This window comes from Aeromicrobium sp. UC242_57, assembly GCF_044452305.1.
Lineage (GTDB): Bacteria > Actinomycetota > Actinomycetes > Propionibacteriales > Nocardioidaceae > Aeromicrobium.
Genome location: NZ_JBIOAM010000003.1, coordinates 1,341,774 through 1,354,844, shown reverse-complemented (window position 1 = coordinate 1,354,844; position 13,071 = coordinate 1,341,774). Strand labels below are relative to the sequence as shown.

11 protein-coding genes and 2 pseudogenes are annotated in these 13,071 nt (G+C 65.4%); 7 read left to right on the top strand and 6 right to left on the bottom strand.

What is annotated here, in order from left to right; genetic code table 11:
- Window positions 1–1,486: 1,486 nt before the first annotated feature.
- From ACHMWU_RS18890 to ACHMWU_RS18860, 7 genes and pseudogenes are all read left to right on the top strand, one after another.
- Window positions 1,487–1,984, top strand: coding sequence for a hypothetical protein (locus tag ACHMWU_RS18890; RefSeq protein ID WP_396045894.1), 498 nt, complete (start codon window positions 1,487–1,489; stop codon window positions 1,982–1,984).
- A gap of 113 nt (window positions 1,985–2,097) precedes the next feature.
- The gene (locus tag ACHMWU_RS18885; RefSeq protein WP_396045892.1) at window positions 2,098–2,901 is read left to right on the top strand and encodes a DNA-3-methyladenine glycosylase family protein; all 804 of its coding nucleotides are present in this window, start codon (window positions 2,098–2,100) and stop codon (window positions 2,899–2,901) included.
- A gap of 195 nt (window positions 2,902–3,096) precedes the next feature.
- Window positions 3,097–4,095: a DUF222 domain-containing protein gene (locus tag ACHMWU_RS18880; RefSeq protein WP_396045890.1), complete on the top strand. Its 999-nt coding sequence runs from the start codon at window positions 3,097–3,099 to the stop codon at window positions 4,093–4,095.
- Window positions 4,096–4,318: 223 nt separating this feature from the next.
- Entirely contained in the window at window positions 4,319–4,456 is a 138-nt protein-coding gene (locus tag ACHMWU_RS18875) for a hypothetical protein (protein WP_396045888.1), read from the top strand.
- 61 nt (window positions 4,457–4,517) lie between these two features.
- Window positions 4,518–5,114 (top strand): DUF1707 domain-containing protein, encoded by a 597-nt coding sequence (locus ACHMWU_RS18870; RefSeq protein ID WP_396045886.1) that lies wholly within the window; start codon window positions 4,518–4,520, stop codon window positions 5,112–5,114.
- Between the two features lie 69 nt (window positions 5,115–5,183).
- Window positions 5,184–5,459: pseudogene (locus ACHMWU_RS18865) on the top strand (DUF1707 domain-containing protein); the annotation flags it as partial.
- A gap of 113 nt (window positions 5,460–5,572) precedes the next feature.
- Complete coding sequence (locus ACHMWU_RS18860) at window positions 5,573–6,121, top strand: hypothetical protein (protein ID WP_396047026.1); 549 nt, start codon at window positions 5,573–5,575, stop codon at window positions 6,119–6,121.
- Between the two features lie 9 nt (window positions 6,122–6,130).
- On the opposite strand, the gene ACHMWU_RS18855 is transcribed toward ACHMWU_RS18860, so the two are convergent.
- From ACHMWU_RS18855 to ACHMWU_RS18830, 6 genes and pseudogenes are all read right to left on the bottom strand, one after another.
- A complete protein-coding gene (locus ACHMWU_RS18855) occupies window positions 6,131–6,322 on the bottom strand; it encodes a DUF664 domain-containing protein (protein ID WP_396045884.1) in 192 nt (63 codons plus the stop codon).
- Window positions 6,309–6,476 (bottom strand): annotated as a pseudogene (locus ACHMWU_RS18850) (hypothetical protein); the annotation flags it as partial. The gene ACHMWU_RS18855 and the pseudogene ACHMWU_RS18850, both read right to left, overlap by 14 nt.
- 320 nt (window positions 6,477–6,796) lie before the next feature.
- Window positions 6,797–7,141: a hypothetical protein gene (locus ACHMWU_RS18845; RefSeq protein WP_396045882.1), complete on the bottom strand. Its 345-nt coding sequence runs from the start codon at window positions 7,139–7,141 to the stop codon at window positions 6,797–6,799.
- 97 nt (window positions 7,142–7,238) lie between these two features.
- Complete coding sequence (locus ACHMWU_RS18840) at window positions 7,239–9,206, bottom strand: YncE family protein (RefSeq protein WP_396045880.1); 1,968 nt, start codon at window positions 9,204–9,206, stop codon at window positions 7,239–7,241.
- Window positions 9,122–10,882 carry a fibronectin type III domain-containing protein gene (locus ACHMWU_RS18835; RefSeq protein WP_396045878.1) on the bottom strand — a complete coding sequence of 587 codons (1,761 nt, stop codon included), beginning with the start codon at window positions 10,880–10,882 and terminating at the stop codon, window positions 9,122–9,124. The genes ACHMWU_RS18840 and ACHMWU_RS18835 overlap by 85 nt, the downstream gene beginning before the upstream one ends.
- 34 nt (window positions 10,883–10,916) lie before the next feature.
- Window positions 10,917–12,995 carry a fibronectin type III domain-containing protein gene (locus ACHMWU_RS18830; protein ID WP_396045876.1) on the bottom strand — a complete coding sequence of 693 codons (2,079 nt, stop codon included), beginning with the start codon at window positions 12,993–12,995 and terminating at the stop codon, window positions 10,917–10,919.
- Window positions 12,996–13,071 lie beyond the last annotated feature (76 nt).

Sequence of the window (13,071 nt, the reverse complement as noted above, 5' to 3'; positions counted from 1 at the left end):
CTTTGCAGGTGGCGTCCAGAGTCCCCGGAGTTCCGCAAGATCCGCGCGCGCACCTGGCGTCGATGGCCGGGCTGGACGTCTCAAGATCTTCTCTGGATATGGCCCACTACACGCTTGGTGTCGCCTGGCGCTTCGCTGGGAGCGCGCACCGCCGGCTGCGCGGCTGTTCGCCGGAGATAGCGCCAGCATGTACCCTTCTGCTCCTCAGCGACGGAGAGATGGTCCGGAGGTCCGCCGATCCGTACACCGCGGCGCTGAGCGCAATTCGTTCCGGACGCGCTTGGCTGGTGCTCGACAGGGCCTCTGTCGTAGATGAGGACTGAAGAAAGGCGCCTACTCCCCTGCAGGTTCGGAAGCTGACGCCAACCGCGCCAGATGTCAGAAACCCGTGATGACAGCAGCTCGTACCGGGCATCCAGCCGGGTGGGACCTGTAGGCCGGTCGGCCTCGGTTTACCGACCACCACTTCATGCGAATCGAATCGTCCTCGCGTCAGGTCGACTTCCTCGCCGTTGGCAGTCGGTTCCACCAGCGATAGTCGACGCGTTCTCCGTCGACTTGCACCTCGCCGATGACGAGCGTGCCGCCGAGTAGTCGTGCACGACGACGGCTGTCGTAGCGCACTGGCCGCGCGCCGGATTGTCAGGACTCCAAGACGGGATGTCCTCGGGCGAACATGTGTCTGGTCCCCACGACTCACGCAAGGCAGTAGCAACAGTCGCGCTCCATGCCCGCAACTCTAGGGGCCTGATCTGACATGTTCTGGCCACAGACGGGCTGAACGCGTTTGTCAGTGCCTGCTGTCACAGTGAAGGGGTGAGCGACATGACAGCACGGCTGGAGCAGCAGCGGCGTGAGACCGCCGAACGCCTGTCCAAGCTCACCGGCACCTTCGACGACATCGTCTCAGCATCACGTGACAGCAATGCCGACGACGAGCATGACCCCGAGGGCACCACGATCGCCTTCGAACGCTCCCAGGTCTCAGCCCTGATCACCCAGACCCGCGACCTGTTGACCGAGATCGACGCGGCGCTGGCTCGAGTCGACGCCGGCACCTACGGGTTCTGCCAACGGTGCCACCTGCCTATCTCCCCCGAACGACTTCAAGCGCGGTCCCGTTGCCCGCACGTGCATCGGCTGCGCCTGACCCCGCCGGCGGCACCTGCGACGAATACCCGACATGCCCGTGGGTACCCCTCGACATGGAGACGACAGCCCAACGCCGGCCGACCCGCGACAGCACACGTCCACTCGCCTGGGGTGTGCTGGCCGCGTCCGTCCTGCAAGTCATCGCACCGATCATCACGATCAACGGTCCGGGCACATCTCCTGGCGACGGTTCAGGGCCCGACCTGCTCATCACACCCGTCGGCCGGGCGTTCGCCATCTGGGGGTGTCATCTACACCCTCGCCATCGTCCAGGCTGCCGTCGTCCTGGTACGGCGCATCGAGATCCCCTCGCCGGCTCCAGGTCGATCAGATCGTGCTGTATCTCGGCGGCGCGCTGTGGATTGCACTCGCCGGACTCGACAACAGCCTGGCGACGGCGGGTGCCTTGCTGCTGATGTTCATCGCGGCCATTGACGGAGTCCTGACGGCGGGCCAAGCTCCCCTACCTCCGCACTGGACGACTGGCCTCACCCGCGCCGCCGTCGGCCTCTACGCGGGCTGGGTGACGGCGGCGTTCTTCCTCAATGCATCCACCGCACTCGTCGACTCCGACGTCGTCCAGGCTGACCAGCTGGGTGGCAGATCGCCGTCCTCGTGGTGGCTGCCGCTGTGTTGGCCAACGTCACCGTCTTGTGCGGCGGACATCCTGACCTACTCCGCAGCCGGATTGTGGGCCCTGCTCGGCATCGGCGTCACCGCCTCGTCTGACGGAACAACCGAGGTCATCTGGGTCGCCGCTGCCGCCGCAGCGCTACTCGTGATCACGACGTTCATGGTGCGACTGCGAGGAATGCAGTCACAGACCTCGTGACGATGTACGACCGGCCGCCTGTCGGTGCCGACTGGCAGTCTTGACCCGTGAACGACATGTCCACCCCCTCTGTGACGCGAGATGTGCATGTCGAACATGCACTCAACGCTTCCTTGACGCTCGCGCTGCTTCGACGCGGCCCAGGTGACCCGACTTTCCAGCGGGTCGGCGACGTCATCTGGCGCACCAGCAGGATGGCCACCGGTCCGGTCACCTACGCGATCGAGCAGCTCTCGCCGGTGCGACTACGTGGGCGGGCCTGGGGTCCTGGTCGCGAAGAGCTGCTCGACCGACTCCCCAGCTCGATCGGTGCCGACGACGATCCGACGACCTTCGTGCCTGGTCACGCGCTGCTGGCCGACGGGGTCCGCCGGTTCCCTGGGCTGCGAGTTCCCGCACCGGACGCGTTCTCGAGGCAGTTGATCCCTGCGATCATCGAGCAGAAGGTTCTCGGCGTGGACGCGTTCGCCGCGCAGCGCCGGCTGCTGCGACGATTCGGGGAGCCTGCGCCTGGACCAGCGCCAGCGGGGATGCGCGTGACGCTCGAGTCCGCGCAGTGGGCGGCGATCCCCTCGTGGGAATGGCATCTGGCAGGTGTCGATCCACGACGTGCCCGCGCCGTGCAGGCGAGTGCTCGGGTAGGCCCGCAGCTGGAACGGCTTGCTGAACAGCACCCCACCGATCTTGCCGCCGTCTACCGCGGCCTCCAGAGCATCCCGGGTGTCGGCGTGTGGACTGCCGCAGAGGTCGGCTACCGGGCGCTCGGTGACGCCGATGCCGTGCCTTTCGGCGACTTCCACGTCGCGAAGGACGTCGGCACTGCTCTGCTGGGCCGTCGCATCGATGACACTGACTTGCTCAGGTGCTCGAACCATGGTCGGGTCATCGGTTTCGAGTCGTGCGCATCCTCCAGCTGACTCCCCTGGCCACGACCGAGCGGCGAGGGCCCCGACTCCCCCGGGTCGACTACCGCAGAATCTGAGCTACCTTCACGGCGCGTTGTGGATAACTCTGGTGCGGGAAAGTCGAGTGTCTGACCTTTGGTGCAGAGTGGTTTGTGTGCGGGAATCGCAGTGATTCCGGTACGTGAACCACTTTCGGAGGTGCATCTCGTGTCGGCTGTTCTTGTGTCGTTTCCTGATCCGTTGTCGGGTGGGGTCACGGCGATCGAGAACGCCCTCGACACGATGCCGATTGGCGGGTGGGCTGGTCTTGAAGCCAGTCTGGTGCGTGAGCTCGCAACCCGGATGATGCGTGCTGAGGCCCGGTTGAAGGCCCACCAGCTGGCTGCGGCTCGGGTGTCGGAGGCTTCGGGTCTGGCTAAGGAGTCTGGTGCGACGTCGACGGCTGCCCTGTTGGCTGGGGCGTTTGGTGGTGACCGGCGTGAAGCCGAGTCGATGGTCCACCGCGGCAAAGCCCTCGAGACCACACCCACGACTGAGGAAGCTCTTGCGGGTGGTCAGATCGGTGCCAAGCAGGCCGGGATCATCGCCGATGCCGTCAACGACCTGCCCGATGATGTGACACCAGCGCAGAAGCAGGCCTGCGAGAAAGCACTGCTCGACGACGCACCGAAATACAACTTGAAGGATCTGCGGTCGAGGTCGCGTCGGATCACTGACCAGTTCAAACCCGCCCCCGAGGTCGACCAGGACGAAAACAACAGCCTGGAGGATGAGGAGAGGAAGGCGTGGCGGCGGTCGGAGTTCTGGATGAACGCCAACGGCGACGGCACCACCAGTGGTGGGTTCAGGTTGCCTGATGCGCAAGCCGAGATGCTGGACGCGGCGATCAAGGCGATCTGCGCCCCCAAACGCGACCACCTCAGAGACCACCCCGGCGCCAAGACCAAAACCCAGAATCCCGGAGGCGCCGGCAAAGACACTGACACGTCGGGGCATGCGTTCTACGACCGTGAGCTCGACTGGCGCACCCGGATGGGTGTCGGCTTCGCCGCGCTCTGCTCCAGGCTCCCTGGGCACCTGCTGCCAGGACGCAGCGGACTCGGAGCCACCCTGATGGTCCGCTTGGACTACGACACCCTGGCCAACGGGGTGAAGGCGGCAACCTTGTCGACCGGCACCCGTATTTCCGCCTCCCAAGCTCACTGATGGCCTGCAACCTCGGGATCGTCCCGCAAGTCTTCGGCGGCAAATCACTACCGTTAGATCATGGGCACGAACAGAGACTGTTCACCAAAGCCCAGAAGCAGGCCTTGGCTGCCCGTGACCACGGGTGCACCTTCCCGGGATGCGACCGGCCGCCCGAACAATCAGAGGCCCACCACTATCGAATGCCGTGGTCGAAGGGTTCGACCACGAAGCTGGATGACGGGTGCTGATCTGCCCCCACCACCACCGACTCATCCACACCGACAACTGGGCTATCAGGCTCAACGCGGCTACCGACAAGATCGAGTACCGCGCGCCGGGCTCACTCATCTGGCAGACCAACCACCGCTGGCGACCCTGACGTACGGGTTGCGGGAGAACTCTGCCTCCCGCCGACGAACCGGACCCCCTAACCTTGGTGCGTGAGTCAGCGCAAGGTCCGGGCACGGGACGTCGATCGTGATGTCGCGATCGAGATCGTCGAAGCAGCCTGGGCTGACGGACAGCTGACGCGTGATGAGTACGAACAGCGAGTCGACCGGCTGCTCCAGGCGTCTACCTTGGCTGACCTCGAGCGAGACATTCTGGACCTGCAGCCCGAGGGCGTCGTCTGGCGGCCGCGCCCATCCTCGGCCACGACTACGCCCGCGCCCCCCGTCCGACACGAGCCGACTACGCCGAGCACGAAGCTGTCGGTGCTGACTGGGCTGGTGCTCGCAGGAGTCGGCGTCGCTGCGCTCGCGTTCGTCGTCCGTCCAGGGTCCGCCAGCTCTCCCGATGCCCCGACGCCTCAGCCCGCCAAGACGAGCGCATCGCTGCTCACCCCAGAAGCCTTCAACCTCGCACGCGAAGCCCTCGACGAGCACTCCGGTTCAGACACCGTGTACACAGCCATGCTCACTAGCGAGGCACTCTCCGTCATCCGTCCGACCACGGCCGCAGGAACCGACGCTGTCAAGACCACCTGGGACGGCGAATGGGGCGCGGACGAACCGGTGACCGCGACGGAGAACGTCTGAGCCTTGGGCTCGTCGGAGCGGATGCTGTGTCAGCTGTCCTCGCCGATGTGAGCAAGCAGGCCGGTGACGATGCGAACCCGACACTCGTGTTCAAGATCGAACGCCACGGCAACCGTCGCGTCTGCATCACCGCCACCGCGAGCGGAACGACCCCATGGACCGGCACGTACGACTGTCGTGGGCAGAAGTGGAACGCTGATGGCCTACTCACGGACTCGAGCCAGAGACGCCGACCGCGCGACGGCGATCGAGGTGCTGACCGCCGCCTACGCCGATGGACAGCTCAGCCGGACCGAGCTCGATGCGCGCACAGCCAAGCTGCAAGCCGCCAAGACCTTTGCTGACCTGGACGAGCAGCTTTCGACCTGCAGCGGCCTGGCGAGCAGAGCTGGCGGCCGCCGGGCGTCGGCACGAAGTCGTCCGCAGTCACAAGTCGCCCGCTCAAGATTGCTGGAATCGTGGCTGCCACGGCGGTGGCACTGTGGCTCCTCCTGCCCCAGGTCTTCGCCGAAGACTCGCCCCCCACTCCGTTCGCTGGAGCAACGGTTGGCCCGGATGACGCGCCAGAAGAACCCGCCCCGATCAAGGATCCTCGCACCGCCGAAGGGTATGCCGAGTTCCTGAGCGCGATGCAGGCCAAGCTCAAGACGACCAAGGTGACCCGAGCGCAGCTGAGCGAGGACTCGCTGACCGTCACGATCCCGCTGACCCCGAAGCAGAGCCGCCGGTACGTCACCTGGTCGTGGGACGGTGAATGGACGGAGTACTCGACCGGGAGGTACTCCGACTCCGAAGAGGTATGGCTCCTCGACCTCAAGAACGTGGATGCGTCGAAGTTCGGCGCATCGCTCGAGCTCGCTCTCGGCAAGATCGAAGATGCTGAGTCAGCCTCGTTCAGCATCCAGTCGAACGGCAAGTCCTGCTACAACATCTACGTCGACAACCGCTTCGACGAGTCGTTCTACGGCCGGTTCGCCTGCAACGGGAAGCTCGTCGAGGGGCTCTGACCGACAGGGCTACTGACCCACACGACCGTCGACGCATTCCCGCAGCAGATCGGCATGGCCGCAGTGCCGGGCGTACTCCTCGATCCGGTGGACGAGAAGCTTCGCGCACCGAGACGTAGTCGTTGCCGAGGCGTTCACCGAGGTCGGGGTGCTCGGCCAGCAGAGCGTCGGTGGCCGCCTGCTCGCGCTCAAGGTCGGCATAGGCCGCATCGACCATGGCCTGATCTGGCCGGACGTCGTCGAAGTCGGCGTCGCGTGCACCGTAGAGCTTCGGCACGTCGATGTCTGGCTCGATCCAGGTACGCCAGTCGCGCTCGACCTCGACGAGATGACGTAGCAGGCCCAGCAGGGACATCGTGGACGGCGGAACCGACCCGGGTCGCGAGCTGGGCTGCGTCGAGACCGTCGCACTTCATCAGCAGCGTCAGGCGGTAGTCGCGGAGAAAGTCCTGCAACGTCGCCAGCTCACCGTCTGGGCTGGAGCCATCCCGGTTGCGCGGATCCCGCTCAGGATCGGCCCACATGTCGGGGTAGGTGGTTGCCTCGGTCCAACGTTCGAGTTGATCGGCCATGAGCTCGATACTGGTTCAGCCGCACTCCCCTGGCAACTCGTGCAGGATGCCGAGGGCCGGACTCCCCTGTGTGGAGAATCCGGCCCTCGGTGCTGCGATCAGATCAGCTTGCGGGGATCTTGACCTTGATGATTCCTACCGGTGCGCGGTCACGCGCCGACACGTAGGCGAACCCACGTTGGGCGTCGACGGAGATTCCATACACCTTGTTGCCGTACTCGTGTGCCGCCAGGCGCGTGACCAGCGAACGGTCCGACGTCTTGAGCACTGTCACACCACTGTCCTGGTACGTGTTGGTCGCGTGGGCCAGGAAGATCAGCCCCTTGGTCTCGTCGACGTCGACGGCCCGCCAGGTCGGCGTGGTCGTGGCGACCTCGTCCTCCAGCGAGTAGTCGGTGCCTTGGTAGACCCGCAGCCCGGCTGTCCCGGCCGTGTTCTCGTTCGACACGTAGATCCGGTTGGCTGAGGCCGCGAACGCGATGCCGTGCGACGACCAGCTGGCGCCAGGGGTGTCGATCGTCTGGACGACTGCGCCCGTGGAGGCATCACTGACCGTGAAGCCGGTCCCCCCTGGTGGCGCCGAACACGCGTCCGCCAGCGAAGTCGACCGCGATCCCTCGCACATTCGCACCGAAGGCGAAGGGCCCCCGGATGACCGAGGCATCGGACGGGTCGACCACGACCCAGCTGGCACCGTACGCGACGTACAGCTCCTGCTTGGCCTCGTCGAGCGCGAGGTCACGGACGCCCTCAGCGGCAGCATCTGGGATCGTCAGCACCTTGACCGTCTTGTCGGTCGCGGGGTTGATGACCCTGACGCGGGCCGGACGCTGCTCGTTGCCCACGAACAGGTGGCCGGTGGCCTTCTCGACCACCGATCCGACCGGCTTGTCGTCCATCGACGTGTCGTCGGCACCGGGGATGGACGTCAAGGGCGTTGCCGTCCAGTCAGGTGTCCCCTCCCCCGGATCTGTGCCGCCTGGCTCCTCTTCGCCTGGATCCGTGCCACCGCCGGTGTCGCCGGGCAGGACACGCTTGCTCTTGGTGATGGCGATGGCGGTGGTCTCTTCGCCGGCGGGGTTGAGGCGGAAGTCGCGGTTGGAGACGTAGACGTGCTGTCGTTCTTCGTCGACCGCGATGCCGTAGCCGTCCTTGCCGAACGCGGCACCCTTCTTGTCCGCGAGCTCCTTGCCGGTGGCCAACGAGTGGACGCTGAATCCGCCCGAGGTGTCGTTGGTGCCGGTGTAGCCGACGTAGACCAGCCCGTTGGTGGAGTCGATGTCGACCTGACGGGCGTTCGCGCGGGTCGGGGTCGACCACTTGGACGCGAACGATCCCTTGGCATCGAACACCTCGACGTTCTTGACGTCAGTCGCTTCCTCGAAGTACGCGACCGCGACCTTGCCGCCGACCTCGTCGGCGGCCACGTAGTACGCACCCGTGGTGCCTGAGATCGTGCCGATGCTCTCACCCGTCGTCGCGTCGAGCACCTCGACACCACGTGCCGGGATCGCGACGTACACGTAGCCGAGCTTGGGATCAACGTCGATCGAACGGTTCGACTCGCTGACCGTGAACGGCCCACGCACGACCTGACCGTAGGTCTCTGCCTTGGTCGAGACCACGATCCAGTTCTTGTTCTGCTGACCCACGTACAACAGGTCGTTCTCGTCATCGATGCCCAGATCACGGATGTTCTCGGGCAACGTCATGGTGTTCTTGACCTGATCGGTGACCGGATCGATCTCGAAGATCTTGCGACCATTCTGATCACCCAGGAACACATGATCACGCTTGGCCGAGAACGCCACACCCGCCGGCAACGACGCAGACGACTTGTCCACCGACTTCAGGTTGCCTGCCGCCGAGTAGTCCCACGTCTCCGCGAGCACCCGTTCACTCACGTTGATGGCGATGGCGGTGGTCTCTTCGCCGGCGGGGTTGAGGCGGAAGTCGCGGTTGGAGACGTAGACGTGCTGCCGTTCTTCGTCGACCGCGATGCCGTAGCCGTCCTTGCCGAACGCAGCACCCTTCTTGTCCGCGAGCTCCTTGCCGGTGGCCAACGAGTGGACGCTGAATCCGCCCGAGGTGTCGTTGGTGCCGGTGTAGCCGACGTAGACCAGCCCGTTGGTGGAGTCGATGTCGACCTGACGGGCGTTCGCGCGGGTCGGAGTCGACCACTTGGACGCGAACGATCCCTTGGCATCGAACACCTCGACGTTCTTGACGTCAGTCGCTTCCTCGAAGTACGCGACCGCGACCTTGCCGCCGACCTCGTCGGCTGCCACGTAGTACGCACCCGTGGTGCCTGAGATCGTGCCGATGCTCTCACCCGTCGTGGCGTCGAGCACTTCGACACCACGTGCCGGGATCGCGACGTACACGTAGCCGAGCTTGGGATCGACGTCGATCGAACGGTTCGACTCGCTTACCGTGAACGGCCCACGCACGACCTGACCGTAGGTCTCTGCCTTGGTCGAGACCACGATCCAGTTCTTGTTCTGCTGACCCACGTACAACAGGTCGTTCTCGTCATCGATGCCCAGATCACGGATGTTCTCGGCAACGTCATGGTGTTCTTGACCTGATCGGTGACCGGATCGATCTCGAAGATCTTGCGACCATTCTGATCACCCAGGAACACATGATCACGCTTGGCCGAGAACGCCACACCCGCCGGCAACGACGCAGACGACTTGTCCACCGACTTCAGCGTCTTCTTCGGCGCGTACTTGATCGTGTCCTCGGCGCCCGGATCCGTGCCGGGATCGGTGCCCGGGTCGGTTCCGCAGCCCAGGCAGGGGCCCGGGTTGTCGGGGTCGATGACGTCGGGCGCCTTGTCGTCGGTGACGGCCTTGCCGTGCTCGTTCTTCAGGATCGTGAAACCGTCGTAGTACTGACCGTCCGCGGTACGCGACTCGTACCGCAGCTTGCCTTCGCTGACGTCGACCGACTGGTACAGCTGCAGACCGCCGCCCATCCGCCGCAGGTGTGCGTCGTTCTCGTTCCACAGACGCGGGCCGGCGGTGTACTTCTTCGAGCCGACGACCGACACGGCGTAGACCGGGCCGTCGTACGACAGCTCGGTGTTCCAGGTCGACGGATTGTCCTTCTCCGCGTCGTCGTGGTTGCCGCGTCCGTACGCGTGGTCATGTCCCTGGAGCACGAGGTCGACGTTGTGCTTCTCGAACAACGGCAGCCACGCGTCCCGGATCGTCCGGTTGTCGCGGCCTTCGTCGAGCGAGAAGATCGGGTGGTGGAAGTAGACCACGGTCCACTGGTTCGGGTTCTCCTCCAGCACACCCTTGAGCCATGCGGTCTGGATGGCTAGTGGGCCGGCCGCGCTCGCATTGCTGTTGAGCGAGATGAACCGCACACCTTGGTAGTCGTTGTAGTGGACGGTGCCCTTGAGCAGGTCATAGTCGGCGCCGCTGCCCTTCGGACCGTTGTCCGGGTAGGTGAACTGCGCCTGGAACTGCTCGGAGATCGCATCGCCCTCGTACTCGTGGTTGCCGGGGGCCATCAAGAAGTTCTTGGTGCCCATCGCGTAGCCGGTCGCGTCATACACCTCCCCCCACTGCTCGTCGCTCATGGCGTCGTTGACGATGTCGCCGACCTGCACCATGAGATCGGCGTCTGGCCGGTCACGCAGTGCGTTGCGGATGACACGTGACGACTGCGACTTGATGCCGTTCTGCACGTCGCCGAAGTACAGGAAGGAGAAGTCCTTCTTGCCGGCCTTTGCGGTGGTGAAGTGCTGCCACTCGCTCCAGTTGGTGCCGTCGCCGACCCGGTACTGGTAGGTCGTACCACCGGTCAGCCCGGCCAGCGTCACCTTGTGGAACTTGGCGTCGTAACCGAGATCGGTCTTGATCGTCGTGCTCTCGGCATCGAACTTCATCTGGTCGTTGCGGTAGGTCTTGCTGGATGCGACCAGCACCTCGACCTGCGGAGACGTGACCGCCGTCGACGACCGCCAGCTGACGTACTGGCTGGTCTCAGGGGTGGCCGTGGGCGTCAGCGTGATCCGGTCGGGAACACGCGTCGGGTTGTAGTGCTCGGCCGGTGACGTGGCGACTGCCTGAGCCGGCGTCGCCGACATCGTGGCGATCCCGGTCAGGACGGTGCAGGCCAGGGCCGCACCGAGGACGCGGCGCACGAGGCGCCGAGGTTGTGTCGACGTGGACACGTTGCTCCCTCTCATCGGAGTACTCATCGAACCGTCACCTTCTTGGTGGCGGACTGGAACCGACGACGTTGCCGGTGCCGTCGTAGCGGACGGAGATCTTGTGGCTGCCCTTCTTGAGACGGGGAAGCTTGACCTTGACGGTGCCGTTGGCCGAGGCCTTCAGCGTCACCGTGGCGATGACCTTCGAGCCGTCGTAGACCCGCACGCGCGCGGCCGGTGCCTTCACGCCGGAGATGGCGACCCGCACCGTGACGGTCGGGCGGCTCTTGGCCTTGATCTTCGACGCGAGGCCGCTGATCTTCGTGGTCGAGCTCGCCTTGACGACGGTGATCGTCCGGGCCGTCGACGTGCCTGCCTTGTGCCCGGTGGACCCCTTGGCGGGCGTGAACGTCGCGGTGATCTGGTGACGTCCTGCCGTCAGGGTCGAGGGCAGCTGTAGGCGACCTTTCCACTCGTCGGCACGGTGGTCGTGGTCGAGCAACCTGCTGCCGTCCTTGAACGCGACGCTGCCGTCGGGACGCTTGCCTCCAACGACCGGCACGGCCGCCGTCACTGTCACTCGTGCCGTCGAGCCGTATCGCTGCGAGGCCGATCGATCAGCCGTGAGCGCGGGGATGACCGCGGTGGGGTTCGTCACCGGCGGGGTCGCAGTGGGCTCGGTCGGCTCAGGTGTCGTCGGGACCGTCGTCGTCGGTGCCGGGCCCGGCACCGCCATCGACGGCAGGGCCGTCGGGGTGCCGTCCTTGGCGCGCGACGACCCCGGACCACCGGCGCGGGGCTTGTCGATCGTCGTGACGAGCTTCTTGCCGCCGGACTTGACGATGTCGAAGCCGTCCACGAGCTGGCCCGAGACGTTCCAGCTCTCGACGTGCAGCTCGCCGTCCTTGACGTCGACGAGCTGGTACATCTGGGTGTCCCGCTCCATGGCGCGCAGGCGGGCCCCGTTGACGATCCAGTTGTTCGACTCGGCCGGGTCCGGAACGTAGTACTTCGGTCCGGCGACGGAGACGAGGTAGACCGGTCCGCGGTTGCTCTTGGCAGCGGTCGTGCCGGACGGCAGGTCGGCCTCGTTGGCGATGACGTTGCCGCGACCGTAGGCGTGGTCGTGTCCGTTGAGCACGATGTCGACGTCGTACTTCTCGAACAGCGGCATCCAGGCAGCGCGCAAGATCGCGTTGTCACGACCCGACGTGACCGAGAAGATCGGGTGGTGGAACGTCACGACGGTCCACTTGTTGGGGTTGTTCTTCAGCACGTCCTCGAGCCAGTCGGTCTGCGCGGCCATGGCCTCGGTGTCGCCCGGGAAGTTGCTGTTGAGGGCGATGAAGCGCACGCCCTGGTAGTCGGTGAAGTAGACGTTCTCCGCGTACTTCTGCTTGATCGACGGGGTGGAGTCGGGTCCGTTCTGCGGGTACTCGAACTGCGCTGCCCAGTTGGCCGACAGCTGCGGTCCCGGATAGTACTCGTGGTTGCCGGCGGCTGCGACGACGTTCATCGAACCGTTCGCGAAGCCCGCTGCACCGAACCACTCCCCCCATTCGGCGTCGGAGCTGTCGGTGTCGATCAGGTCGCCGGCATGCATGACGACCTTGGCGTAGGGGCGTGCCTCCGTCGCGGCGCGGAACGTGCGCGAGACATATGACTTGATGTCGTTCTGCGCATCGCCCTGCATGATGAACGAGAACGGCTCGGTGTCGGAAGCTGCGGTGGAGAACTCGGTCCACTCGCTCCAGGAGTCTCCGTCACCGACGCGGTAGACGTAGGTCGTGTCGGGGGCCAGACCGGTCATGGAGGCCGAGTGGTGCGACTCCTGGTAGCCGAGGTCGGCCGTCATCGTCGTCGTGGTCGCGGCAAACGTCTTGGTCGCCTGGGCGTCGCCCTTCGTGGCGAGCGACAGCTCGACCTTGGGGGTCGTCACGTCGCTGGACGTGCGCCAGGAGACGTTCTGCGAGGTGGCCGGTGTCTCGGTGGGGGTCAGGATGACCCGGCCGGGTGTCGCATCTGGTCGGTAGATCGTGGCGGGGTTGGCGGCCGGTGGCGCAAGACCACCGGCGGCGATGGCGACGGCGCCGGTCGTGAGCACGAGGCCCACAGCGACACCGCCGACCAGCATCTTGGGACGGACTCGAGCGAACCGTCGAGCAGGGAACAGTTGACATCAGGGGGATGTACCTCTCCATCGAAGCACC

Excerpts from the sequence above, each read along its gene's own strand:
- ACHMWU_RS18855 (WP_396045884.1), bottom strand. The coding sequence starts at position 6,322 with ATGCCGACCTTGAGCGCGAGCAGGCGGCCACCGACGCTCTGCTGGCCG.
- ACHMWU_RS18830 (WP_396045876.1), bottom strand. The coding sequence starts at position 12,995 with ATGCTGGTCGGCGGTGTCGCTGTGGGCCTCGTGCTCACGACCGGCGCC.